This window comes from Nonomuraea sp. NPDC059007 (genome assembly GCF_042740555.1).
In the GTDB taxonomy this organism is placed as follows: Bacteria; Actinomycetota; Actinomycetes; order Streptosporangiales; family Streptosporangiaceae; genus Nonomuraea.
In genome coordinates, this window is record NZ_JBHYJD010000016.1 from 171,815 (window position 1) to 197,343 (window position 25,529).

The following is a 25,529-nucleotide window of genomic DNA, read 5'->3' on the forward strand; positions in this document are numbered from 1 at the left end:
AACAGGCCAACAGGCCAACAGGCCAACAGGAGCAGATCGGCACAAGCAGACCCGCGAACCAGCGAACACCGGCAATCCCCGTCGACCGAGCGCGGCACCGGCTGGCGACACCGCGGTGCCGTACCAGAAAGCGCTGTTCTCAAGCGCCCAGAAGCCCACCCTCGACCCCCTCTGGTGATGCCATGACCGTGAAACCCCTCCGAACCTTGGCCGCCGCGCTGCTCGTGACCGTCCTGGCGACGACTCCGGCGGTGGCGGAGCCCGATATGCCCATCGACGACCCGATCCCCGAGAAGCCGACCCCGTCGGCGCTGACCCTGACGCTGGAGGAGTTCGCGCAGTTCCCGAAGACGGAGCCGGTGCCGACCCCGACCGACCAGCGCCTGGTCAGGTGGGCGCGGATCAACTACTTAGGCCAGGTGCCCGACCGTTCCGGCCGGATGTTCGTCAACGATCTCAACGGCAAGCTGTACCTGCGCGACAAGGGCACGTGGCAGGAGTACCTGGACGTCGGCGCGACGTTCGCCCCGGACTTCATCTCGGGCCGCGGGCTGGGGAGTGGGTTTGGGTTCGTGGCGTTCCATCCGGAGTTCGCGAGGAACGGGAAGTTCTACACCGTCCACACCGAGGCCGGCGCGGCGCTCACCACGAAGACGCCCGACCTGACCCCGCAGCCGAACTCGATCGTCCACGGCGTCATCGACGAGTGGACGGCCACCGACCCCAAGGCCGGCACCTTCCAGGGCACCCGCCGCGAGATCCTGCGCCTCGGGTTCGGCAGCAACATCCACGGCATCCAGCAGATCGACTTCAACCCCACGGCCGGCCGCCGCGACCCCGACTACGGCCTGCTGTACGTGGCCGCCGGCGACGGCGGACGCGGCGTGACCACCACGAACCCACAGGATCTGGGCATACCGCAGGGCAAGATCCTACGCATCGACCCCACCGGTACGAACAGCGCGAACGGCAAATACGGCATCCCAGCCGGCAACCCATTCGTTACCCGGCCGGGCGCGCTCGGCGAGATCTACGCGTACGGCATGCGCGACCCGCACCGCTTCTCCTGGGACCCGGCCGGATCGAACCGCCTGTTCCTCGGCCACATCGGCGAGCACGAGATCGAGGCGATCTACGACGTGCGCGCGGGTGACAACTTTGGCTGGAGCGTGCGCGAAGGGTCATTCGTCTTCAAGAGGGAAGACCGCTGCAACCTGTACACCTTGCCCGCGGACGACGCCCAATACGGCTATACCTACCCGGTCGCCGCATACGACCACGACCCGCCGCCCGGCCACTCCTGCACGGCCGACAGCGGGCACGCGGTGGTCGGCGGGATGGTCTACCGCGGCTGGCGACTGCCGTTCCTGTACGGAAAGTACGTGTTCGGTGACATCGTGGACGGGCGGATCTGGTTCACCCACGCCTCGAAGATGCGCCGGGGGAAGGACCGCGCGGTCATGTACGAGCCCAAGCTCCGCGACGCCGCCACCGGCCAGCTGGTGACGATGAAGAACCTGGCCGGCAGCAACCGCGTCGACCTGCGCTTCGGCCGCGACGGCCACGGCGAGCTGTACGTGCTGTCCAAGGCGAACGGCAAGATCTGGAAGGTCACGGGCGCGCGCTGGGAGTTCCCGTCATGAGATTTCGGCATCTGTCCGCCCTCACGGCCCTCCTCCTCACCGCCGCCCTGACCACCCCTCTCGCCGGTACGGCTACCGCCACAGCGTCGTCCGGTACGGCTACAGCCACAGCCACAGCGCCCTCCGGCGCCGCTTCCGCCACAGCGTCGTCCGGTGCGGCGGGAAGCCTGGCAGCGCCCGCGGCGGTTCCGGCGACCGAGGCAGTCTCCGGGACCGGGACGGGCACGCGGGAGGCGGCGGGCAGCCCCGAGGCCGAGCCGGCGCCGGTCACGGATGAGGTCGAAGCGGCCAGAACCGAGGTCGAGGCGGCGCGGGCAGAGGCAACCGGGAAGGGATGGGGGTGGCCCACCGTGCTGCCCAGCCTGCGGCGCAACCTGGTGGCCCACTACGACTTCGAGCACCCCGACCCCGCCAACCCGGCCATCGAACAGGACCGGGGACGTTCCGGCACCGGCATCACCCTGGTCAACGGCGGAGCCGGCATGCGGGTGCGGGACGGCGCGCACCGCGGCAGCCGTACCTCGGTGCAGGTGCGGCAGGTCAGCCCCACGACGGCGAGCAGCGACGACTGGAAGGCGGGCGTCTACTCCCCCACCGGCGTGCCCACGCTGAACGCCTTCAACGCCGTCCGGGGCGCCACCATCATGGGCTGGTTCAAGATGACCGGCCAGAACCCCAGCCCGAACTCCAACTCCGCCAATCCGGACGACTTCTACGGCGCGATCGGCCTGGCCGGGGTGCTGAGCGGCAACTCGCAGGGGCACGACGTACGCGCCCTGCTGGAGCTGATCACGGTCAACGGCGAGATGCGGGTCGTGGCGCTCGGGCGGCGCGTGGACGGCAGCAGCTCGCAGACATTCGCGGCAGACCGGCCATGGCAGGAGATTCTGCCGCCGGGCGAGTGGGTGTTCCTGGCGGCCACGTTCGACTACGACACCGCGACCATGCGCCTGTACAAGAACGGCCGCCCGCTCTCCGGCTTCTACACGCTGACCGGCGACCCGTGGACGATCGACGGCCCGCCCGAACCCGACCTCGCCTCACCCACCGACCCGCGCGGCATCAAGATCGGAGGCAGCTACCCGCAGAACAACCGCGAAGGCAACCCCTGCAACTGCCGGATGGACAGCCTCATGTTCCTTGACCGGATCGCCACCCCGGGCCAGGTGCTGGCCCAGTACCTTCTGGTCGCCCGGCACTGGTGAGCCACCGCCGGACCGGTGCCGCCACACCGGCCCGGCGGTCGTCCGTGAGGGCGACAGACCGGTCAGGAGGACGGCGTGGGCGTCTGCGTGCGGTGATCCTTGAGATGGAGGTCACCGCCGAGCCGCTTCCTGATCCGGTCGAGCACCTTGCGGGTGGACAGCGCGGTCCACAGGTGACCGACCAGGTGCGGGTTGTACTCGGGCGCGGTGTCCATCCAGGCGTCCTTGCCCGCCTGGGTGGCGAACGTCGTGAGGAAGAACTCGCCGTCACCCGTCTTGCAGTGGCCCTGCCGGAGTTCGGTGGCATCGATCTGGATCTTCGGCCGGCAGTCGACCTTGGCGGCGAGCTCCTCGACGGTGAGCGCCACGGGCTGCGGGTTCTGGGCGGCGGCCACGTAACCGCCCCCGGACCCATCACCCGGCGAGCAGGCCGCGGCCAGCGCGACGGCGATCCCGCAGATGGTCAGCCGCGTAAATGTCGTCATGCGCGAAGATACGCACCCCCTGACCCAAGAGTTCACCCCAAGATCACCGAGACCACCAGACCAACCTCAAGGCGCAGGGCCCACAAGACGCGGGGCGAGGCAGCGCGGGCGCCCGAGTGCGGGGCGCGAGGGCGCGAGCGGGGGTGCAGGAGCGCGAAGGGTGCGCGGGGCTTGGGGCCGTAGAGCGTGGGAGGGATTAGCGGAGCACTGTGCATCCGGATGACCGGAGGCGGTCGAGTACCGGGGGGTCGCCTTCCAGCTTGTTCCAGCGCAGGTCCAGTTTCCGCAGCCCCAGTGGCAGCTCATCGGGCAGGGTACGCAGGCGGTTGTTGCGCAGGTCGAGTTCGACCAGTCCGGAGGGCAGAGCGGGCACCCGGGACAGCAGGTTGTCCCGCAGGTCGAGATGGATCAGCCCCGGTGGCAGAGGGGGCAGTTCGCGCAGCCGGTTCCCGCGAAGGTGCAGTTCTCGCAACCTGCCCAGGCGGGCGAGCGAGGCGGGCAGGGTTTCCAGCCGGTTGTTGTACAGGCGCAGCTCCACCAGCCCGGCCATGTCCCCGAGGGAGGCGGGCAGCGACTCCAGGCGGTTGTCGGTCAGGTTGAGGTACGCGAGGCGGTCCAGCCTGCCCAGTGCCGCCGGTACCTGGGTGAGGCCGTTGTCGCTGAGGTACAGGTAGTCGGTCAGGGGGAGGTCGCCGATCGTGGCGGGGACGGTGGCGAGCTGGTTGTGACCGAGGTCGAGCATGCGCAGCGAGCGTAGCCCGCCGATCGCCGGGGAGATCTCGGTGAGCGCGTTCTCGGCCAGGTTGAGCGTCTCCAGGCCGGTCAGCTCCCACAGCGTGTCGGGGACGGAGGTGAGCCGGTTCCCGCCGACCGCCAGGTGCCTGAGGCCGCCGGGCAGCCTTTCGGGGAGGGCGGTGATGGCGTTGCCGTACAGGAAAAGCACTTCAAGGTACGGCGGGCAACAAGGCACCCGAGTCAGCAAATTCCCGTCAAGATGCAACTCCCGCAACCCGCTATATCCCGAAAAATCCGGAACGTCCGCCAACCGGTTACCATCCAGCAACAACACAGAAGCCCCGGAAGGATCCGGCACAGAAGTCAGCCCACGCCAGGCGAGATCAACACGCATGCCGCAGGAGCCTATCGGCCTCGAACCGGACGGCCGAGCAGGGGCTAACAACCCAAGAAGCGGCCGCCGAGTTAGGGGCCTTACGGCCTGGAAAGCGGCCGCCCAAGCAGGGGCAAACGGCGCAAGAAGCGCGAACCTAGCGTGCCCGCAAATGGTAAAGGTCAGACGGCGAGATAGGCATCCGATCGATGTCGAACCCCTCAGCATCCTCCACAGCCGAAGCGATCACCGCCGACACCGGAATCACCCCAGCCTCCCCCGCCCCCTTGATCCCCAGGGGGTTCAACGGCGAAGGCGTCTCCAGATGTGCCGTCTCGATCCGTGGAATCTCACTCGCATAAGGCATCAGAAAGTCCATGAACGAGGCGTTGAGCAGCTGCCCGTCCGCGTCATAAGCCATCCGCTCATAAAGCGCACCCCCGATCCCCTGAGCCACCCCACCATGCACCTGCCCCTCAACGATCATCGGATTGACCAGCCGCCCGCAGTCATGCACCACCGCATACCGCAAGATCCGAATCTCCGCGGTGTCAGGATCGGTCTCCACGATCGCCGCGTGCATCCCGGCGGCGAAGGTGGACCGGATGGGCGAATAGAACCCCCGCCCCTCCAGCCCAGGCTCCTCCCCATCGGCCACAGGCGGCCGATCCGTAGGAGTAGCGGTGGAGAACTGCGTGGCCTTCGCGGTCTCGGCGTCAAAGGAGTACCGCAGCGGATTGGACAGCACCGCCACGGTGGACAGCGGAATAGACGCGGACGGCGAGCCGACCACGTGCACCAGCCCATCGGCGATGTCAAGGTCTGCCGGATCGGCCTCCAGCGCCTCCGCCGCGATCCGCAACGCCTTCTCCCGCACCTTCCTGCAGGCCAGAGCGATGGCATTGCCGCTGACCACGGCGGCCCGGGAGGCGAAGGTGCCCACGGCGTACCCGAACCGGCGCGTGTCCCCGGTCACGACGGAGACCCGCGAGAGCGGCACCCCCAGCTCGCTGGCCGCGATCTGCGCGAACACGGTCTCGTGCCCCTGCCCCTGTGAGGTCAGCCCGGTGGAGACGTGCACCCGCCCGTCCGAGGTGATCTGCACATGCCCGCCCTCGTACGGCCCCACGCCAGTGCCTTCGACGTAACAGGCGAGCCCGATCCCCCGGTTCGGCGAACGCTCGAAGGAGTCCCACCCGATCAGCTCCTTGATCATGCGCAGCATCTCGGGATAGTTCCCGCTGTCGTAGACGAGCGGCCGCCCGTCCTGAAAGGTCATGCGCTGGTCGTAGGGAAACTCCGACGGCCCGATGAAGTTGGCGGCGCGCACGTCGGCCCGGTCCACGCCGAGATGCTGGGCGATCTTGTCCATCGTCCGTTCCATGCAGAAGACGGCCTGCGGCCGCCCCGCGCCCCGGTACGGCGTGACCTGCACGGTATTGGTGTAGATGGAGCTGAACTCCACCCGGTACGACCCGATCTTGTACGGCCCGAGCAACTGCGTGGACGTGACGATCGGCACGATGATCCCGTAAGGCGTGTAGGCGCCGTGGTCGTGCAGGATCGTCACCTCCAGCCCCAGCACCCGCCCGGCGTCGTCGAACCCGACCCGTACGTACTGCACCTGCGCCCGCTCATGCGCGCTGGCGACGAAGTGCTCGCGCCGGTCCTCGGCCCATTTGACCTCGCGCCCCAGCGTCATGGCCGCCCACGGCACCAGCACCTCCTCCGGCCACGGGTGCACGATCTTGACGCCGAACCCGCCGCCCACGTCGGGCGCGATCACCTCGACGTGGGGCAGCGGCAGCCCGAGCTTCGCGGCGATCGCCATGCGGACGCTGGTGGAGGTCTGGGTGCTGGAGTAGACGCGCAGGTCGCGGCCGTCCCAGCGGGCGTACACGCCGCGGCCCTCCAGCGGCATGCTGGCGCTGCGCTCGATGTCCAGGCGGAACGCGAGCGTGTGCGGCGAGGTCTCGATGCACTCCCTGGCACTCGCGCCGCCGGTCGAGGCGACCTCCTGGACGAGGTGGGCGCCCAGGTTGGCGGGCACGTCCTCGTGGACGAGCCGCGATCCCTGCGCCGCCTCCTCCAGGCCGACGACCGGCTTGAGCGGCTCGTAGTCGACCTCGATCAGCGCGCAGACGTCCTCGGCCAGGTAGCGGTCGGCGGCCACGACCATGACGACGGGCTCGCCGACGTGCCGGACGGTCTCCCTGGCCAGGGGGTGGGCGGTGCGGCCGTGGGTGAGGGCCGGGTGCGGGATGAGCAGGGGCAGGGGCTCGGCCACCCCGGGTGGCAGGTCCTCCCAGGTGTAGATGGCGACCAGGCCCTCGACGTCGAGGACCGCGGTGACGTCGATGTCGCGGATGCGGGCGTGCGCGTGCGGCGAGCGGACGAACGCGGCGGCCAGCGCCTCGCGCCCCAGATCGTCCAGGTAGCGTCCCTGACCGGTCAGCAGGCGCTCGTCCTCCACCCGCTGAACCGGCTCGCCGAACAACCGCGTGCTCACGACTCCTCCGTCATCAGCTCCGCCGCCCTGTGCACGGCTTTGACGATGTTCTGGTACCCGGTGCACCGGCACAGGTTGCCCGACACCCCTTCGAGCACTTCCTCCTCGGTCGGGGCCGGGTTCTCCCTGAGCAGCGCCGTCACCGTGCACAGGAACCCGGGCGTGCAGAACCCGCACTGCAGCCCATGGCACTCCGCGAACGCCCGCTGCACCGCCGACATCCCGTCCGGCCCGGCCAGCCCCTCGACCGTCGTGATCTCCTGCCCGTCCACCGTGACCGCGAACGTCAGGCAGGACCGCACCGGCTCCCCGTCCAGCAGCACCGTGCAGCACCCGCAGACGCCGTGCTCGCACCCGACGTGCGTCCCGGTCAGCCCGAGGTCGTGGCGCAGGCAGTCCGACAGCAGCCGCCGCGCCGGAACGCTCACCCGCCGCGCCACCCCGTTCACGACGAGCGTGATCTCGTGCCCGCTCAACCGCTCTCCCTCTCGCCGTCGTCACTGCCCGCGGTGCGGGCGGCCGAGCGCAGCGCCCGCTCGGCCAGAACCCCCAGCAGGTGCCGCCGGTACTCGGCCGTCGCGTGGATGTCCGCCTCCGGTTCAGCCCTTTCCTGTACGGCCCGCGCCGCGGAAGCCCAGTCGGCGCCGTGCCCGCCGTCCTGGGCCACGTCCACCACGAGCGGCACCGGGCCGACCCCGATGCACGCCACCCGTGCCACCGACACCCGCAGATCCTCGTCCAGGACGACCAGCGCGCACACCCCGGCCAGCGCGTAGTCGCCGTGCCTGCGGGCCATCTCCACGAAGGCGGTGCCGGAGCGCTCGCCCAGGGCCGGGAAGAACGCGGACACGGCCAGTTCGCCGGGCCGGATCGCGGACTCCATCGGGCCGGTGAAGAAGTCCCGCGCCGCCACCTCGCGCTCGGCGCCGCGGGCGGCCAGCCGTACCGAACCTTCCAGAAGCGCGAGGACGGCGGGCAGTTCCGCGGCCGGGTCGGCGTGCACGAGGCTGCCCACGACGGTGCCACGGCTGCGGATGGCGGGGTGCGCGACCAGCCCGAGGGCCTGCCGCAGCAGCGGCTGGACCGCGGCGACCGGCCCGGAGCGGTGGATCTGCGCGTGCCTGGCCAGCGCGCCCACCCGCACCCCGCGCGCGGAGGTCTCGACGGCGGCCAGCGCGCCGACCCGGTTGATGTCGACGAGGTGCGCCGGGGCGGCCAGGCGCATGTTGAGCATGGGGATCAGGCTCTGGCCGCCGGCGAGCACCTTGCCCTCGGCCCCGGCCTCGGCCAGGGCGTCGAGGGCCGCCTCCACCTCGCGGGGCGCGTGGTACTCGAACGGGGCGGGCTTCACCCGGCGGTCTCCCTGATCTCGGCGGGCCGGCCGGCGATCCATCTCAGCAGGTGGTAGCCGCCGACCACGACGATGGTGCCGAACGCGATGCCCTGCAGCCGGAACTCCTCGGTGATGATCTGCTCCACCGGGCCGATCGCCAGGATGATGCCGGCACCGATGGGCACCATGTTCACGGGGTCGGCGAAGTCCACTCTGTTCTCCACCCAGATCTTGGCTCCGAGCAGGCCGATCATCCCATAGAGGATGACCGTGACCCCGCCCAGCACGCCGCCCGGCGTGGCGGCGACCAGGGCGCCGAACTTCGGGCACAGGCCGAACAGGATCGCGATGACGCCGGCGATGTAGTAGGCGGCGGTGGAGTAGACGCGGGTGGCGGCCATGACGCCGATGTTCTCGGCGTAGGTGGTGGTGGGCGAGCCGCCCACGGCGCTGGTCACGACGGTGCCGATGCCGTCGGCGGCGACGGCGCGGCCCACGTACGGGTCGACGTCGGTCTTGGTCATCTCGCCGACGGCCTTGACGTGGCCGATGTTCTCCGCGATCAGCGCGATGACGGCGGGCAGGACGAGCAGGACCGCGCCGAACCTGATGTCGGGCCCGTGGAAGCTCGGCAGCCCGATCCAGTCGGCCTGGGCGACGGAGGAGAGGTTGACCCGCGGGTGCGTGTCGATCTTGCCGGTGGCGGCGTTGAACGCGGTGATGTTCCCGAAGACCTTGTCGAAGCCCCACGACAGCAGGAATCCGGCGACCAGGCCGACCAGGATGCCGATCCGGCCGATGAACCCCTTGAACGCCACGATCACCACGAACGTGATCACCATCGTGATCAGGGCCATCCACTGGTCCTGCGGCCAGTAGACGTCGGCCACGACGAACGCCAGCCCGAACCCGATGAGCATGACGACCGCGCCGGTCACCACCGGCGGGAAGATCCGGTGGATGACCTGGACGCCGAGGAAGTGGATGGCCAGCCCCGCGAGGGCCAGCACGATCCCCGCCACCAGGATCGCGCCGGTGACGATGGCGTCGGCCGCCGGGGTGTCGCCGCCCATGAGCGCCCTGATGGCGATCACGCCGCCGACGAAGGAGGCGCTGGTGCCCAGGTAGCTGGGCACCTTCCCCTTCACGATCAGCAGGAAGAGGATCGTGGCGATCCCGGACATCATGATGGCCACGTTCGGATCCAGGCCCATCACGAGTGGGAAGACGAAGGTCGCGCCGAACATCGCGATCACGTGCTGGGCGCCGAACCCGACCATTCTCGGCCAGGTCAGGCGCTCGTCGGGCCTGACGACCTCGCCGGGAGCCAGGTGTTTTCCGTCGCCGTGTTTGGTCCAACCCAAAACCATGAGAGCCCCTTTTCTACCGGGCCGTCGGTTCGGTGGCCGCCCCGCAGGCTCCTCCGCGGCGGTTCCTCGCTTGTCGGGCACATTAGGCCCGATGTCACTGTCCTACACCGTCATGATCTGCCAAAGCTGGGCCGATGACCAGAGGCGCCCTTACCGGCGCACCGCCCTGAGCACGTGATATCCCACCAGAAGGACGATCGTGCCGAGCGTGATGCCGCCGAGCGAGAAGGTCGAGGTGATCGGGAAGGCGACCGGGCCGATCGCGCAGATGATCCCGGCGCCGACCGGGACCATGTTGGCCGGCTCTGCCAGGTTCACCTTGTTCTCGATCCAGATCTTGGCTCCGAGCAGGCCGATCATGCCGTAGAGGATCGTGGTGACGCCGCCCAGCACGCCGCCGGGCGTGGCGGCGATCAGCGCGCCGAACTTCGGGCACAGGCCGAACAGGATCGCGATCACCGCGGCGATGTAGTAGGCGGCGGTGGAGTAGACGCGGGTGGCGGCCATGACGCCGATGTTCTCGGCGTACGTGGTGGTGGCCGAGCCGCCGACGGAGGTGGCGACGACGGTGCCGACGCCGTCGGCCATGACCGCCCGGCCCATGTACCTGTCGACGTCCGCGCCGGTCATCTCGCCGACGGCCTTGACGTGGCCGACGTTCTCCGCGATGAGCGCGATCACCACCGGGAGGCAGACCAGGACGGCGGAGACCTCGAAGACCGGCCCGTGCAGCTTGGGCAGCCCGATCCAGTCGGCCTGGGCGACGGCGTCGAGGTTGACGCGCAGGTGCTCGCTCACCTTCCCGTCGCCGCCGGGCGCGGTGATCGGCCCGCCGATCAGGTCCCAGGCCCACGACAGCATGAACCCGAACACCAGGCCGAGCAGCACCCCGATCCGGCCGAGGAACCCGCGCAGGATCCCGATGAACACGAACGAGGCCGCCATGGTCAGCAGGGCGACCCAGGGGTCCTGGGGCCAGTAGACGTCCGCCGCCACGTACGCCATGCCGAACCCGATCAGCATGACCACGCCCCCGGTCACGACCGGCGGGAAGATCCGGTGGATGACCTGGACCCCGAGCAGATGGATGGCCAGCCCCGCCAGCGCCAGCACCACCCCGACCGCGAGCAGCGACCCGGTCACCGTGGCGCTGTCGCCGCCCGCGGCCCTGATGGCGACCACCGCGCCCACGAACGAGGCGCTGGAGCCGACGTAGCTGGGCACCTTCCCCTGCACGATCAGCAGGAACAGGATCGTCGCGACGCCGGACATCATCACGGCCAGGTTCGCGTCCAGCCCCATGACCAGCGGGAACACGAACGTGGCGCCGAACATGGCGATCACGTGCTGGGCGCCGAACCCGATCATCCTGGGCCAGGTGAGCCGCTCGTCCGGCTTGACCACCTCACCCGGCGCGAGCCGCTTCCCGTCGCCGTGCAGCTTCCACCCGAACGCCATCTTGCCTGCCCTCGCCTCTCACCAGCGGAGATGTCTCCTCTTTGATGTCGGAGAGCACAATAGAGGCAGGAGTGACACGCGTGGTCGTCAGGCCACGTGAATGGTGAAGCCGTCTCCGGCGACCACCTGGCCGGAGCGGATCTTGCGGGTCTTGCGGAGCTCGACCTCCCCGTCGACGTAGACCATCCCCTCCGCGATCAGGTGTTTGGCCATGCCGCCCGTCTCGGTGACGCCGCAATATTTCAGCAGGTCGCACAGCGGGATGAAGTCAGAGTTCAGCTCGAAGTCCAGGTCCACAACGGCCCAGCTTAGATGCCCCGCATGCGCAGGACGTGCAGGGCCAGCGTGAGGTTGAGACGCAGGTGGTGGTCCTCGGTGAAGTTGCCGAGCATGCGCTCCAGCTTCCCGATGCGGTAGCGCAGGGTGTTGTAGTGGAAGTGCAGCCTGCGCGCGGTCTCGGCGACGTTGAGGTTCGTCTCCAGCAGGACCTGGAGGGTACGCCGCAGGTCACCGTTCTCCGCGTCGTCGTCGCCGGCCAGCGGGCCCAGGGTCTCGCGGACGAAGGCGTGCAGTTCGTCGGTGTCGTTGACCAGCGACAGCAGCCGGTACACGCCGAGCTGGTCGAACTGGGCGACCGCGCCGGGGCCGTGGAGCTGGCGGCCGACCCTGGCCGCCTTCAGCGCCTGGGAGTAGGCCTCGGGCAGGGTCGCGGGGGCGGTGCAGCGGCGGGAGGTCCCGGTCGAGAACGTGGCGGGAAGGGCGTCGGCCAGGGCCGCGGCGGCGTCCTTGGCCACGCGGGAGGCGTCCAGGGCGGCGTCCACGACCGCGACGACCTCGTGGGAGAAGCCGGCGACGGCGCCGCGCGGGTCGTGCCTGCGCACGGCGGCGGTCCAGCCGTTGACCATGCGGTCCTGGGCGCTGCGCTCGTCGCCGTCGGGGTCCAGCTCGGCCACCAGGACGGTCACGGGCCGCTCCAGGTCCCAGCCGAAGGCGCGGGCCCGCGCGCTGATGCGTTCGGCGCCGCCGGCCCGGCCGGTGAGCACGTCGCGCAGGAAGTCGGCGCGGTACTTGCTCTCGACCGCGTTGACCGCCTCCTGCCGGGTGACGACCAGGGCGGCGACGGTGGCGGTGCGTTCGAGTATGCCGATGTCGCTGTCGCGGATCGCGCCGGTCGGGCTGTAGGCGATGATCCGGCCGTGGTGGTGTCCGCCGGCGACCACGGGGACCGAGGCCAGGGTACGGCCGGCCGTACCGGGGAGGTCGACGGGCGCCGGAGCCGGCGGCCCTTCGCGCGCGATCGACTCGCGTAAGGCCGCCACGTGGTCGGAGGGTCCGGCGGCGGCGAGCACCCGCCCGCTGCCGTCGACGGCGGCCACGGCGACGTCGAGCAGCGCGGCCACCTCTGCGGTCACCTCGTTGAGCCCGCCGCCGGCCAGCACGACCTGCACCAGCGCCCGGTGCGCCTCCTCGGCGCGGGCGAGCACGGCGGCCTGCCGGTTGAGGATGTCGGTGAGCACCTGGTTGAGGATGTCGTCGAAGCCGACGTCGTTCGGCAGGATGATCAGCGGGAACCCCAGCCGGTCGGCCTGCTCGACCATCTCCCCGGGCAGTTCGTCCACGTAGCGCCCGAGTTTGATGGCCAGCGCGGCCAGCCCGCGCTCGTCGAGATCGGCGACGAGCCGGCCGAGCGACTGCGGCGTGTTGCGCAGCGGGTAGCCGGTGGTGAGCAGCAGTTCGTGCGGCTTCACCCAGGCCAGGATGTCGGGCACCTCCATGACGTTGAGGCGCTGGACGATGCGGCCGAGCCCGCTCTCCCCGGCGATCAGGCGGGCGTCGGCGAGGGTCGAGACGCCCAGCACCTCCCCGACGGAGACGCCGTGGATGATCGTGCCCGTGCTGGCCAGGCGAACGGGGGGCTCCATGTGGTGATTGTGACCCCAGAAGCGGTCTGTCAGGAAGAGCCAACCTTCTCCGTCACTGTTGGCAAATTTCTCCGTACGGGGTGTCGTGGGGCCGTTCTACGGTCAGGTCCAAGGTCGGAAGGGAGGCCCGGTGACGGTCAGTACACATCCCAGGCGTGCCCGCACCCACGTGACCGGTGCGGCCAGCGCCGCCGTGCGCCCGGTCCTGGAGTCGCCGCGACGCCGCGCCCGCGTGCTCGCCGCTTTCCCGGCCGGCATCTACTTGGAGGTCAGGACCGATCTGGAACCGTCGGTGATCGCGATCATCACCGGCGAGGCGACCCGCCTGCCCAACTCGGTCCTGCTCGCCGCCGATCTGCCGCACGTCACAGTGGGTGACGACGCGTCGGTGGGCGAGGGCACGATCGAGCTCGGCCGCCTCAGCCTGCGCGCCCGCCGCTGGTGGGACCCCGCCCCGCCGCTCGCCCCCGTCGATCCGGTACGGCTGGCCGTATCCCTTGATCCGGCCCGCCCGGCAGATCCGGCCCGCCCGGCACCCGGCCTGGCCGGGCACCAGGCGATCGAACTGCTGGCCGAGTCCTGCGCCCGCGGCTGGCTGCTCGGCGTCGTGACCGCCGCCGAGCAGCTCATGGGCCTCGGCCCCGGACTCACCCCGAGCGGCGACGACGTCCTGGCCGGGCTGCTGGTGACCCTGCGCCACCTGGGGAGGTCCGCCGGGGTGGAGCGGGCGGTCCGGCTGGCCGACTGGCTGGCCGCGACCGTGACCTACGACGCCGGCACCAGGACCACGCCGCTGTCCGCGACGCTCCTGCACTGCGCCGCGCGCGGCGAGTCGTGCCCGGAGGTGACCGGGGTCCTGCGGGCGCTGACCGGCCGCGGCGCTCTGGAACCGGCCGTGTCCAGGCTGTGCCGCCTGGGCCACACCTCGGGCGCCGATCTGGCCCAGGGCGTCGGGATCGGGCTGGCGGCCGTCCGCGCGCTGGCCGCCGACCCGGTGCCGCCCGCACTGGCGGGTGCCAGGTGAGCACGGACGAGGTGGTCCTGCGCAAGGGCGTCTACCGCGACTCCGTCACGCTGATGCGGATCAGCAAGACCCTGTCCGATCTCGACGGCGTGGAGGTGGCCGTGGTCGCCATGGCCACGCCGCTCAACCTCGATCTGGCCCGCGACCTGGGCTTCGTGCTGCCCGCGGCCGACCCGGCCGACCTGCTGGTCGCGGTCAGGGGCGAGCGCGCGGTGGCCGCCCACGCCGAACTCGACGCGCTCCTGTCCGCGCACGCCCCCGTCGCCGCCGCCGACAGCGACCAGCCGCCGCTCACCACCCGGTCGGCCGCCCGCCGTACCGAGGCCGGGGTGGTGCTGGTGTCGGTGCCGGGCGAGCACGCGTTCGCGGAGGCGGTGGACGCCGTCGAGGCGGGATTGCCGGTCATGGTGTTCAGCGACGGCGTGCCCCTGGAGCAGGAGATCGCGCTGAAGGACCTGGCCGCGGACAAGGGCGTGCTGGTCATGGGGCCCGACTGCGGCACCGCGGTGATCGCCGGGGTGGGCCTGGGCTTCGCCAACGTCCTGCGGCCCGGTCCCGTGGGCATCGTGGCCGCCTCCGGCACCGGCGCGCAGCAACTGGCGTGCCTGCTGGACCTGGCCGGGGTCGGCGTCAGCCACGTGCTGGGCGTCGGCGGGCGGGACCTGTCGCCGGAGGTCGGCGGGCGCTCGGCCAACCGGGCGCTCGCGATGCTGGACGAGGATCCTGCCACCGAGCTGATCGTGCTGGTGTCCAAGCAGCCCGCGGTACGGCCGGCCGTACCGGCGAAGAGGTTCGTGGAGGCGTCGGCGGATCTGACGGCCACGGCCGAGCGCGTCCTCAAGGAACTGGGGCGGGCCGTGCCCGAGTGGCCCGCCTGGCCCGCGTGGGCGGGCAGGACGGCCACCGGCACGCTGCGCGGCATCTACTCGGGCGGGACGCTCTGCGCCGAGGCCAAGGGCGTGGCGGGGGCCGGCGAGTTCGTCGACTACGGCGACGACGCCTACACGCGCGGCCGGCCGCACCCGATGATCGACCCGACGCTGCGGCTGGAGGCGCTGGCCGCGGTCGCGGAGGGGGACGTGGTGCTGATGGACGTCGTGCTCGGCCACGGGGCCGACCCCGATCCCGCCGCCTCGTACGCGCACGCGGTCGCCCGCTGCCCCGCCACGGTCGTCGTGGCGCTGATCGGCAGCGAGGGCGACCCGCAGGACCTGCGCAGGCAGGCCGCCGCCTTCCGCGAGGCCGGCGCCGCCGTCTTCACCTCCAACGCCCAAGCCGCCCGGCACGCCAGGAGCCTGCTGTGAGCCTTCTGTCCGGCCCGCCACGGGTGATCACGGTCGGCGCCGAGCTTCTGGGCGAGGCCCTGGACGCGCAGGCGGTGCCGCGGACCGCCGTCGCGTGGCGGCCGCCGCTGCCCGGCACCGCTGACGCGCTGACGCGGGTGCTGGCCGATCCGCGCCGCGCCGCCGCCAACGAGCGGGCCGTGCGCCGCCTGACCACCGCGCGCCCCCACCTGGCCGGGGTACGGCGGGCCGCTGAGGCGCTCGACCTCCCGGCGCGGACGTTCTTGCACGCCGGACCGCCCATCACCTGGGACCGGGCGTCGGGGCCGATGCGCGGCGCCCTGATCGGCGCGACGCTGCTGGAGGGCTGGGCGGCCGACGAACGCGAGGCCGCCGGGCTGCTGGCCGACGGCCGGATCGCGCTCGAACCCTGCCACCACCACCGCGCGGTCGGCCCGATGGCGGGCGTGGTCGGCCCGTCGATGTGGATGTTCGAGGTACGCGACGAGGAGCACGGCGGCGCCGCGTACTGCTCGCTCAACGAGGGCCTGGGCAAGGTCCTGCGCTACGGCGCCTACGGGCCCGAGGTGCTCGACCGGCTGCGCTGGATGGACGCGGTGCTGGGCCCGGCGCTGGCGGCGGCGCTGCGGGTGAGCGGGCCGATCGACCTGGGCGCGCTGATCGCGCAGGCGCTGCAGATGGGCGACGAGCTGCACAACCGCAACCGCGCCGCCACGTCCCTGCTGCTGCGCGAGCTGGCCCCGGCCCTGGTCGAGACGGCCCCGGGCACGGCGGCCGAGGTGCTGCGCTTCGCCGGCGGCAACGACCACTTCTTCCTCAACGCGGGGATGGCCGCCGCCAAGGCGAGCACGGACGCGGCGCGCGACATCCCCGGCTCGTCGCTGGTGGTGGCGATGGCGCGCAACGGCACCGACTTCGGGGTGCAGGTCTCGGGGCTGGGCTCGCGGTGGTTCACGGGTCCTGCTGGGGTACCCGACGGCCTCTACCTCGGCGCGTACGGCCCCGCCGACGCCAACCCGGACATCGGCGACTCGACGATCACCGAGACGGCGGGGCTGGGCGGCTTCGCGATGGCGGCGGCCCCGGCGATCGTGCGCTTCGTCGGCGGCGAGGTGGGGGACGCGGTGGCCGCCACCCGGTCCATGTACGAGATCACGCTGGCCGAGCATCCCGCCTACCAGATCCCGGGTCTGGGGTTCCGCGGGACGCCGGTGGGCATCGACGTCACGCTCGTGGCGAGGACCGGTGTGCTGCCGGTGGTCAACACCGGGATCGCGGGCCGCGTGGCGGGGACGGGGCAGGTCGGCGCGGGGCTGGTGAGCCCTCCGGCCGAGGCGTTCACCAAAGCTCTGGCGGCATTGACCAAGCGAGCCGCAATTCAGTAAGTGATCCATTCAAATACCACGTTTGTGCAGGTCAGACAGCACTTTTGCACGATATATCAGCGTTCAACTTCCGTTCGTCAATCAACTGCCTATATCGTGTCGAACCTCATAATCTAGAAGTATCGTGTTACCGATGAGGCTGGAGATGGGGGCGGGAGATGTCAGCCGACCGCGTGCTCAGCGGGCCAGGCGCCGAGGGCGTTCCGCAGAGCCAGGGCCGACTGATCGGCCGGCGCTATCGCCTGATGTCGCCGGTGGGGCGCGGCGGCATGGGCATGGTGTGGCACGCCCATGACGTGCTGCTCGACCGCGCCGTCGCGGTCAAGGAGCTGATCCTCCCCTACGGCCTCGACCACTCCGGCACCCAGGTCGCCAACCGCCGCATGCTGCGCGAGGCCCGCTCCGCCGCGCGCCTCACCCACCCCGGCATCGTCACCGTCCACGACGTCGTGGAGGAGGACGGGCGGCCGTGGATCGTCATGGAACTGGTCCGCGCGTGGTCGCTGGAGCAGGCCGTACGGCAGAGCGGCCCCCTGCCCGTCATCCAGGCCGCCGAGATCGGCATCCGGGTCCTCGACGCCCTGCGGCACGCGCACGCCGCCGGAATCCTGCACCGCGACGTCAAACCCGGCAACGTGCTGCTGACCTCCGACCGGGTCGTCCTGACCGACTTCGGCATCGCCGCCATCGAGGGCGACGTCACCATCACCCAGACCGGGCTGCTCATGGGCTCGCCGGCGTACATCCCGCCGGAGCGGCTGTCCGGCCAGCCCATCACCCAGGCGGCCGACCTGTGGTCGTTCGGCGCCACGCTGTACGCGGCCGTCGAGGGCCGCCCGCCGTACGAGGGGCCCGACGCCATCGCCGTCCTCGGCGCGGTCCTGACCCAGGACCCGATCAGGCCGCAGCGGGCCGGAGCCCTGCTGGGCGTCATCGAGGGCCTCCTGCGCAAGAACCCCGCGGAGCGCATGGCCGCCGCCCAGGTCACCGAGCAGCTGGAGAAGGTCCTGCACGCCCACGGCTCCCGGCCGCCGCGCGGGCCCGAGAGCAGCGGCCTGCCCACCCGTGCGGACCCGACGCCGGTCGGGCTGCTGCCTCCGCTGGAACCGCCGTCGGGGCCGATGCCGTCGCGGATCGTGGAGACGCCTTCTGGGCCGGTGCGCGTGCCGTACGACCCGCTGAAGAGCCCGTCCGGCGGCTACGTCATGCCCTACGACGGCCTCGCCAGCCCGTCCGGCAGCCACAACACGCAGCAGATCCAGCAGCCCGGATCCTCCTTCGACGCCTTCACCAGCCACTCCGGCCCGCTCCCCGCGGGCGGCTACGACTCCCTCACCGGCACCCAGGACCCCCTCCCCCACCTCCCATTCGCCGGCCCCCCGCCCGCGACCGGCCATCCGCAGCCGGGCGGCCACGCACCATCGGGCGGCCATCCCGCGCCTGGTGCCCACTTGGCGTCAGGTGCCCACGACCTGCGCTCACCCTCGGGCCCCCACGACCCCCGCGCCCCGCACTCCCCGTCCGGTCCGCATGACCCTCTCGCCCCGCAGGACCCGCGCTCCCGGTCCGGCCCGCACGACCTCCGCTCGCCCTCCGGGCCCCACGACCTCCGCGCCCCGTCCGGCCCGCACGACACGCGCTCGCCCTCCGGGCCGCACGCGTTGTCCGGGTCGCATGACGTGCGCTCGCCGTCCGGAGGCGTCTCCTCGCCCGCCGGGCCGCCCTCCCTGGAGTCGGCGTCGGGGCCGGGGATCGTGCGGCCGACGTTCGGGGGTGTGTCGGGGCCGCAGCCGATCCTGCCGCTGACCAGCGATGTCCGCAGCGCACCCTGGCCGCTGGCCTCCGCGGACGACCTGCGCGAACAGTCCAGGGACCTGTCCCGCGGCCTCGGCGGGAGCCGTAACGCGAAGGCGCCGGAACGCCTGACCAAGAGCCGCAGGCGCCCGGCCGACGACGGTTCCGGCTGGATGCGCGACGGCCGCCCCACCCCGCGTCTCATCGTGACCGCCCTGGCCGGCGTTGGCGCGGCGGCGGTGGCGATCTGGCTCCTGACCTCGGGCGGCACCCCCACCCCGCCGACGGCCGCCGGCGGCGCGCCGTCATCGTCGTCGAGCACGGCGCCGGAGCCCTCGGTGGCAACCGTCCCCGACGGCTACAAGGAACACACCGCCGCCGGCTTCACCGCCGCCCTGCCCGGCACGTGGAAGGCCGCCACGACCAGCGGCGGCGCCACGTTCACCGGCCCCAAGGACTCGGGCATGAAGATCACCGTCCAGCAGACGGCCCCGCAGCCGGACGGCGGCGTGGCCGAACTGTCCAAGGAGGAGGCGGACGGCGGCGTGGAGGGCTACATCCAGGTACAGCTCCAGGCCCTGGAGTGGCGCGGCTGGAAGTCGGCCGACTGGGAGTACACCTACGCGCTGGAGAACGGCGTCCCCATGCACGCCCTGACCCGCTTCGTCAGCATCGACGATGCCGCCGCCTACAAGATCACCTTCGCCATCCCCGAACTCAAGTGGGACGACCAGACCGAAACCCGCAACACCTTCCTGAACACCTTCCGCCCCGCCACCTGACCCCCGGGCACCCCGGCCGCCCTCGCGCGCTCTGTGCGCCCCTGACGCCCGCGTCCTCAGGCCCGGATCGCGACGATCCCACCCGGAGATCCGGGCGGCGGAATCTGCCGGCGGGTTGTCGCGGCTTTCGGTCGCGCAATCCGGCGTGCGTACCGTGAAGGGAACGATGGCCTGTACGGTGCGGGCATGTGGGTGCACGCGCTTCATGTCTATCCGATCAAGTCCACCCAGGGGCATGACCTCGGCAGCGCCGAGGTGGAGCCGTGGGGGCTGGCCGACGATCGGCGGTACCTGGTGGTGGACGAGCGTGGTGAGATGATCACCGCGCGCCAGTTCCCGATGCTGCTCGCCTGCCGGGCCGAGGTCGCGGGCGGCACGCTGACGCTGACCGGCCCGCACGCCGATCCCCTCCTGGTACGGCCGGCCGCGGCGATGACCGGTGTCACGGTCGGGCGTACCGTCGTGGAGTTGCGCGACTGCGGCGACGAGGCGGCCGCCTGGCTGTCGGCGCTGCTGGATCGCCCGGCCCGCCTGAAGTGGCTCGACGACCCGACCCGCCGCCCGGTCAATCCCGAGTACGGCAGGCCGGACGACCGGGTCAGCCTGGCCGACGGCTACCCGCTGCATCTCACCACCACGACCTCGCTCGCCCAGCTGAACGACTGGATCGCCGAGACCGCCGCCGAGCGCGGCGAGGATCTGCCGGACCCCCTCCCGATGCGCCGCTTCCGCCCGAACGTGGTGGTGGACGGGGTGGCGAAGCCGTTCGCCGAGGACGGGTGGAAGCGGGTACGCATCGGCGACCTGGACTTCCGCGTCACCAAGGGCTGCGACCGCTGCGTCCTGACCACCATCGACCCCGGCACCTACACCAAGGGCAAGGAACCCATCCGCACCCTGTCCATGCACCGCAAGTGGGATGGCAAGGTCTGGTTCGGCATCAACCTCATCCCCGACGCCCCCGGCCACATCAGCCTGAACGACCCGGTCACCCCGTTGTAGTCACACCCCTGCACAGGTCGTCTAGACGACACCCGATCAGCCGATCCCGCCCATCAACGCCTCTCACCCAACAAACCCGCCTATTAGGACGTCACGGCAGGTCAACCACCGATCCCCCACACCCACCCCACCCAGACCGTAAATAGCTGCTTTCCGGTGGTATGGGACACTTCACCGGTGACCGATACCCCAACAAAGCGCGACATTTCATCGCCCGCCGATGTTCGCGGCATCCAGCGACGTACCCTCGCCGTCCTGTCGAGCGCCCAGATCGTCGGCGGCGTCGGAGTGGCGGTCGGCCTCGCGCTGAGTTCCGTGGTGGTCGACCAGCTCTCGGGGTCCACGGTCATCAGCGGCCTGGCCGGCACCGCCACCGTCCTCGGCGCCGCCCTGCTCGCCCTCCCCATCGCCAGAACCGCCGCCAGGAGCGGCCGCCGCGCCGGCCTCTCGCTCGCCTACGTCGCCGCCACCGCCGGATGCGCGCTCTCCGTCCTGGCGATCACCATCGAGTCCTGGCCGCTCCTGCTCGCCGGCCTCGTGCTGGTGGGCGGCGGCAGCGCGGGCAACCTGGCCGCCCGCTACTCCGCCACCGACCTGTCGCCCAAGGGCCACGCCGCCCGCCACCTGTCGCTCGTGGTCTGGATGGCCACCGTCGGCTCCGTCGCCGGCCCGAACCTGGCCAAGCCCGCCGACCACGTCGGCATGTCCGCCGGGCTGGTCGCGAACGCCGGTCCCTTCGCCTTCTCCGCCCTGGCCTTCGCGCTCGCGTGGCTGGTCGTGGCGGCCGGCCTGCGCCCCGACCCGCTCAAACTGGCCCGCTCACTGACCGAACCGACCGAGCTGACCGATTCGATCGAGCGGACCGGGCAAACCGGGCGGACCGGGCGGACCAGGCGCGACGGGCAGACCGGGCACGGCGAGCGGGCCGGGCCGGGTGCGTCAGGTGCGGCGGGCGCGACGCCCGCCGTACAGGACAAGGCGTTGCGGAACGGCTGGCGCACCCTGCGCACCACCCCCATGGCCAGGCGCGCGCTCGTGATGATCGCGATCAGCCACACCGCGATGGTCTCGGTCATGTCCATGACGCCGGTGAAGCTGCACCACGACGGCTCCAGCCTCGACGTCATCGGCCTGGTGATCAGCCTGCACATCGCCGGCATGTACATGCTGTCGCCGGTCGTCGGCTGGCTGGCGGACAAGGCGGGCCGGGTGCCCGTGCTCATCCTGGGCATGTCGCTCCTGCTCGCCTCGGCGGTGCTGGCCGGGACCGCGCAGCACAGCGTCTGGCAGGTCACCGCCGGCCTGGTCCTGCTGGGTCTCGGCTGGTCGTGCGGGCTGGTGGCGGGTTCGGCGCTGGTGACCGAGTCCGTGCCGCTTGACCGCCGCCCGGCCGTCCAGGGACTGTCCGACCTGATCATGAACGTCTGTGGTGCCACCGGCACCGTCGTCGCCGGCGCCATCGTGGGCGGCCTGTCCTACGGCGTCCTGGGCCTGGTCGTCGGCGTCATGGTCACCGTCGCCGGCGTCTGGCTCTACGTCACCACCCGCCGCTGACCACGGATCACTTGGCGTCGGAGTAGCAGGACACGGCCACCGACTCCATGGGGAAACGCACCGGCGTCTGACCGAACAGCAGGCGGCTGGCCTCGGCGGCGGAGGCGGTCACGGCGGCCATGACCTCCTCGGCCAGCGGCAGCGGGCAGTGCACCATCACCTCGTCGTGCTGGAAGAACACCAGGCGCGCCGCCTCGGGCAGCCGCCCGCGCAGCACCGCGAGCAGGGCCAGCGCCCACTCGGCCGCGGTGGCCTGGACGACGAAGTTGCGGGTGAAGCGGCCGCGGTCGCGGGCGGCGCGGACGCCGTCGGGGCCGGACACGAGCTCGCGCCAGCGCTGGGACGGCGGCGGCGAGGTACGGCCCAGCCACGAGCGCACCAGCTTGCCCTCCTCCCCCGCCTTGGCCGCGTCCTCGACGAAGTGGTAGGCCTTCGGGAAGCGCTGGCGCATCACGGCCAGAAGCTTGGGCGCGTCGCCGCTGGTGCCGCCGTACATGGCGGAGAGCATGGCGAGCTTGGCCTGGTCGCGCTCGCCGCCGAACGACTTGGCCAGGGCCGAGTAGAGATCGATCTCACCCGCCGCCCCCGCCAGCCCGGCGTCGCCCGCCATCGCGGCCAGCACGCGCGGCTCCAACTGGGCGGCGTCGGCCACGACGAGCGTCCAGCCCTCGTCGGCCACCACGACCTTACGCATGACCTTCGGGATCTGCAGCGCGCCGCCGCCGCTGGTGGCCCAGCGGCCGGAGACGACGCCGCCGACGACGTACTCGGGGCGGAAGCGGCCGTCGTGGACCCACTGGTCGGCCCAGACCCAGCCGTGGAAGGAGTAGAGGCGGGCCAGTTCCTTGTAGGCCAGCAGCGGGCGTACCGAGGGGTGGTCGAGCTGCTTGATCTCCCACGAGCGCGTCGACTTGATCGCCAGGCCGGCGCCCTTGAACGCCTTGACGAGCTGCTGCACCGAGTCGGGGTTGACCGCGTGCCCGAACGCCGCCGACACCTCGTCGGCCAGCGCCTGCAGCTTGGCCGGGCGCATGCCGTGGACGGGGCGGGGGCCGAGCATCTCGGTCAGCAGGGCGTCGTGGACGTCGCGCCGCCACGGCATGCCGTCGTGGGCCATCTCGGCGGCGACCAGCGCGCCCGCGGACTCGGCGGCCACCAGCAGGCGGAAGCGGCCGGGCTCCGGCAGGGCGTCGATGCGCCTGAGCTGGTCGTCGAGTACCTCGGCGAGCTCGCCGGTGTCGAGCCTTCTGCGCTCGGGCTCGAACAGGGTGTCCTGCCTGGCGGCGGGGCCGTCGCCGTCGTCGGGGACCGGCAGGCCGCGCAGCCTGGCGTGGGCGGCCTCGGCCGAGCGGGCCTCGCCGTAGCGGCCCTCGTGGGCCAGCAGCAGATTCTCGGTGAGCGTGATGTCGTGGCAGCGCGACACGCGGCGCCCGGCCGACAGCAGCGGAGGGTAGGACTCGCGCGTGTCGGCCCACACCCACCGCGGGCGGGCGCGCTCCACCGCCGCCACGCGCTCCGGGAACGCGGCCCCCGCCTCGGCGGAGCCGTTCTCCTCGGGGAGGGTGCGGATCGCCTCCCCCGCCATCAGCGCGTACACGCACCCCAGAGTGCCAGGTCACTACGACAATCCGATGACCACCTCGTCCTCGAGCGGCGGGTCCTGCTCGGCGGGCAGGCAGCCCGTCGCGGCGAAGCAGCGCACCGTCAGCTGTCCGGGCGTCACCGACAGGTGGAGGAACTGCTTGAAGAACGGCGGTTCGTCCCAGTCGGACAGTTCGGACAGATAGCGGTGGAACACCTTGTCGACCGGCAGCCGGAACGGCCACGGATACGCGCCCAGGATCCGCGCCGCCCACCGCATCCGCCGGGTGACCACGGTGGTGGCGTCGAGTTCGCGGACCGGTGTGTTGCCGATCTGATCGACCATGATGCAGGCGGCCTCGGCAGGGGTGAGGTAGAGCCACTTCATGCGCAGCCGCCGCGCGTACAGCTGGCTGTAGAACGACAGCGAGTCGCCGCGCAGCGGGTAGCAGCGGAAGTCGTCCTCGTGCACGCCGGCCACGTCCACGCGCCTGATCGTGTGCGTGGCGTGCATGAAGGCCCCGGCGCCGCCGGTGACGAAGTACTGGATCACGCGGTCGCCGACGCGTACGGGGTAGCGCTGGTAGTTGTGCACGTCACCGCCGATGGCGGCGACGTAGCGGTATGCCGGGTCGCGGACGATGTCGTCGATGGTGCCCCCGCCCTCCAGCGGCGACGGCTTGTAGTCGTTGCGGGTGTAGATGGGCTTGCCGGTCACGAGGATCTTCGGGCGGGGGTCGAGTGAGGTACGGCGCAGCCACTCCACCTGAGCTTTGTCGATCACGCCCTTGATGCCGGTGTCGATGCCGACCACGAGCAGGCTCTCGCTCTCGATCACCCAGTAGGGACCCGGCTGGACCGACCGCTGGTTCGGCGACCCGCGCAACTTGCGCGCCTCGGCCAGGCGGTCCTCGTCGATCTTCTCCGGCTTGCGCCACAGCAGCCCGCGCAGCCCCCGGTCGGGCGTGGGCCGCAAAGGGGCCGCGTCACAGAAGACCCGCATGAACCCGCCGAGCCCGTCATACCAGTCATGGTTCCCGGGAATGGCGTAGATCGGCGCGTCATAGGCCTGATACGGACGGAAGAACTTGTCCCCGTACTCGTTTCCCGCACCCGTCGGATAGATGACATCGCTGGCGATGACGGTGAACGCCGTGTCCTTGCCCACCTTGAGCATTCCCGGCACCACGGCGTACTGCGAGGCGTCGCCCTCGCCCGGATCCCCCAGGATCAGGAACTGGAAGGAGTCGCCGACCGGCGGGGTGATCCGGTGGTCCGGGTCGACGCCGCGGGCGTGCTGCGCCTCCATCCACCTCTGGCGTACCTTGCCGGACGGATCTCCGAAGAGCCCGGCCAGGATCTCGTTGCGGGAACGCCACAAGGTGCGTGGATGCAGCCAGGAAAACGTGTCATTGTTCGGCCGCAAATCCCGATAAGTGCCGACCTGCTGGCATCGCCATCCGGCGCCTTCCTCCGATGTCCGGGACGACTGCTGCTTTCCGCGCTCCGCCGCGACTTCCACCATGACCATATCTTTGCCGCGATCTTGCGGAATCGCACCCCGAACTCTCCGTACCGCTGAGAACACGCATGGTGTACGCTCAACGGTCAACCGTACGAGGGGGGCTGGGATGGCCCGTAACGGTTTCGACGATGCGATCCAGCGCGGCACAGTGGGGGCTGAGGCCGTCGAAGGGTTGCTGGCCTATGCCCAGAGCAGACCCGGGTGGGGCCGGGCGGGGGTACGCAGCGCCCTGGAGGCGGTGGCCATGAGCAGGGCCCTGGCCACCCGCGACCCGGCGGCGCACACCGGCCTGCTCGCCCGTTCCTTACGCACGGCCGCCACCATGCTGCTCAAACGCCGCCGCCCCGCGCGGGCGCTGCCGCTCGCGGAGGAGGCGGTCAGCCTGGCCCGCGCCTCGGGCGGCGCGCCGCTCGTGGTCTCCCTCGTCGTCCTCGCCGAGATACTCAACGCCCTGCGGCGCCACGCCGAAGCCGCCGAGGCCATGACGGAAGCCGACAAGATCCGCCAGTAGACGCCAGTAGACGCCGGGAGACGCCAGGTGGCCG

At 71.4% G+C, this 25,529-nt stretch carries 20 protein-coding genes; 9 read left to right on the forward strand and 11 right to left on the reverse strand.

Annotation, left to right across the window (positions count from 1 at the left end; genetic code table 11):
• Positions 1-182 precede the first annotated feature (182 nt).
• Both ACFWY5_RS26740 and ACFWY5_RS26745 read left to right on the forward strand, forming a co-directional pair.
• Positions 183-1,643: a PQQ-dependent sugar dehydrogenase gene (locus ACFWY5_RS26740; protein WP_379635080.1), complete on the forward strand. Its 1,461-nt coding sequence runs from the start codon at positions 183-185 to the stop codon at positions 1,641-1,643.
• On the forward strand, positions 1,640-2,848 hold the full coding sequence (locus tag ACFWY5_RS26745; RefSeq protein WP_379635081.1) for a hypothetical protein: 1,209 nt from the start codon (positions 1,640-1,642) through the stop codon (positions 2,846-2,848). The genes ACFWY5_RS26740 and ACFWY5_RS26745 overlap by 4 nt, the downstream gene beginning before the upstream one ends.
• A gap of 62 nt (positions 2,849-2,910) precedes the next feature.
• Here the strand turns inward: ACFWY5_RS26745 and ACFWY5_RS26750 are convergent, their stop codons facing one another.
• From ACFWY5_RS26750 to ACFWY5_RS26790, 9 genes are all read right to left on the reverse strand, one after another.
• Entirely contained in the window at positions 2,911-3,333 is a 423-nt protein-coding gene (locus tag ACFWY5_RS26750) for a hypothetical protein (protein WP_379613686.1), read from the reverse strand.
• A 196-nt stretch (positions 3,334-3,529) separates the two neighbouring features.
• Entirely contained in the window at positions 3,530-4,276 is a 747-nt protein-coding gene (locus tag ACFWY5_RS26755) for a leucine-rich repeat domain-containing protein (RefSeq protein WP_379635083.1), read from the reverse strand.
• 322 nt (positions 4,277-4,598) lie between these two features.
• Positions 4,599-6,950 (reverse strand): aerobic carbon-monoxide dehydrogenase large subunit, encoded by a 2,352-nt coding sequence (cutA, locus tag ACFWY5_RS26760; RefSeq protein ID WP_379635085.1) that lies wholly within the window; start codon positions 6,948-6,950, stop codon positions 4,599-4,601.
• Positions 6,947-7,426, reverse strand: coding sequence for a (2Fe-2S)-binding protein (locus ACFWY5_RS26765; protein ID WP_379635087.1), 480 nt, complete (start codon positions 7,424-7,426; stop codon positions 6,947-6,949). Before ACFWY5_RS26765 ends, cutA begins: the two co-directional genes overlap by 4 nt.
• Complete coding sequence (locus ACFWY5_RS26770) at positions 7,423-8,301, reverse strand: FAD binding domain-containing protein (protein WP_379635089.1); 879 nt, start codon at positions 8,299-8,301, stop codon at positions 7,423-7,425. Before ACFWY5_RS26770 ends, ACFWY5_RS26765 begins: the two co-directional genes overlap by 4 nt.
• Positions 8,298-9,653, reverse strand: coding sequence for a uracil-xanthine permease family protein (locus ACFWY5_RS26775; protein ID WP_379635090.1), 1,356 nt, complete (start codon positions 9,651-9,653; stop codon positions 8,298-8,300). Before ACFWY5_RS26775 ends, ACFWY5_RS26770 begins: the two co-directional genes overlap by 4 nt.
• A gap of 150 nt (positions 9,654-9,803) precedes the next feature.
• Entirely contained in the window at positions 9,804-11,111 is a 1,308-nt protein-coding gene (locus tag ACFWY5_RS26780; protein ID WP_379635092.1) for a uracil-xanthine permease family protein, read from the reverse strand.
• Positions 11,112-11,198: 87 nt separating this feature from the next.
• The gene (locus ACFWY5_RS26785; RefSeq protein ID WP_379613698.1) at positions 11,199-11,408 is read right to left on the reverse strand and encodes an RNA-binding S4 domain-containing protein; all 210 of its coding nucleotides are present in this window, start codon (positions 11,406-11,408) and stop codon (positions 11,199-11,201) included.
• Positions 11,409-11,419: 11 nt separating this feature from the next.
• Positions 11,420-13,033: a PucR family transcriptional regulator gene (locus tag ACFWY5_RS26790; protein WP_379635093.1), complete on the reverse strand. Its 1,614-nt coding sequence runs from the start codon at positions 13,031-13,033 to the stop codon at positions 11,420-11,422.
• 130 nt (positions 13,034-13,163) lie between these two features.
• On the opposite strand from ACFWY5_RS26790, the gene ACFWY5_RS26795 reads away from it, so the two are divergent.
• The 6 genes from ACFWY5_RS26795 to ACFWY5_RS26820 all read left to right on the forward strand — a co-directional run bounded on the left by ACFWY5_RS26795 (position 13,164) and on the right by ACFWY5_RS26820 (position 21,878).
• Entirely contained in the window at positions 13,164-14,057 is an 894-nt protein-coding gene (locus ACFWY5_RS26795; RefSeq protein WP_379635095.1) for a DUF2877 domain-containing protein, read from the forward strand.
• Positions 14,054-15,361 (forward strand): FdrA family protein, encoded by a 1,308-nt coding sequence (locus ACFWY5_RS26800; protein WP_379613704.1) that lies wholly within the window; start codon positions 14,054-14,056, stop codon positions 15,359-15,361. The genes ACFWY5_RS26795 and ACFWY5_RS26800 overlap by 4 nt, the downstream gene beginning before the upstream one ends.
• Positions 15,358-16,746 carry a DUF1116 domain-containing protein gene (locus ACFWY5_RS26805; RefSeq protein ID WP_379635097.1) on the forward strand — a complete coding sequence of 463 codons (1,389 nt, stop codon included), beginning with the start codon at positions 15,358-15,360 and terminating at the stop codon, positions 16,744-16,746. The genes ACFWY5_RS26800 and ACFWY5_RS26805 overlap by 4 nt, the downstream gene beginning before the upstream one ends.
• Before the next feature lie 158 nt (positions 16,747-16,904).
• Positions 16,905-19,322 carry a protein kinase gene (locus ACFWY5_RS26810; protein WP_379635099.1) on the forward strand — a complete coding sequence of 806 codons (2,418 nt, stop codon included), beginning with the start codon at positions 16,905-16,907 and terminating at the stop codon, positions 19,320-19,322.
• 186 nt (positions 19,323-19,508) lie between these two features.
• Positions 19,509-20,324 carry an MOSC domain-containing protein gene (locus tag ACFWY5_RS26815; protein ID WP_379613710.1) on the forward strand — a complete coding sequence of 272 codons (816 nt, stop codon included), beginning with the start codon at positions 19,509-19,511 and terminating at the stop codon, positions 20,322-20,324.
• A 177-nt stretch (positions 20,325-20,501) separates the two neighbouring features.
• Positions 20,502-21,878: an MFS transporter gene (locus tag ACFWY5_RS26820; protein WP_379635101.1), complete on the forward strand. Its 1,377-nt coding sequence runs from the start codon at positions 20,502-20,504 to the stop codon at positions 21,876-21,878.
• Between the two features lie 7 nt (positions 21,879-21,885).
• Here ACFWY5_RS26820 and ACFWY5_RS26825 read toward each other — a convergent pair whose 3' ends face one another.
• Positions 21,886-23,475: a bifunctional 3'-5' exonuclease/DNA polymerase gene (locus ACFWY5_RS26825; protein WP_379613714.1), complete on the reverse strand. Its 1,590-nt coding sequence runs from the start codon at positions 23,473-23,475 to the stop codon at positions 21,886-21,888.
• Positions 23,476-23,496: 21 nt separating this feature from the next.
• On the reverse strand, positions 23,497-24,840 hold the full coding sequence (locus ACFWY5_RS26830) for a metallophosphoesterase family protein (protein WP_379613716.1): 1,344 nt from the start codon (positions 24,838-24,840) through the stop codon (positions 23,497-23,499).
• Positions 24,841-25,090: 250 nt separating this feature from the next.
• Between ACFWY5_RS26830 and ACFWY5_RS26835 the strand changes: the two genes are divergently transcribed.
• Positions 25,091-25,495: a hypothetical protein gene (locus ACFWY5_RS26835; RefSeq protein WP_379613718.1), complete on the forward strand. Its 405-nt coding sequence runs from the start codon at positions 25,091-25,093 to the stop codon at positions 25,493-25,495.
• The last annotated feature ends 34 nt before the right edge of the window (positions 25,496-25,529 follow it).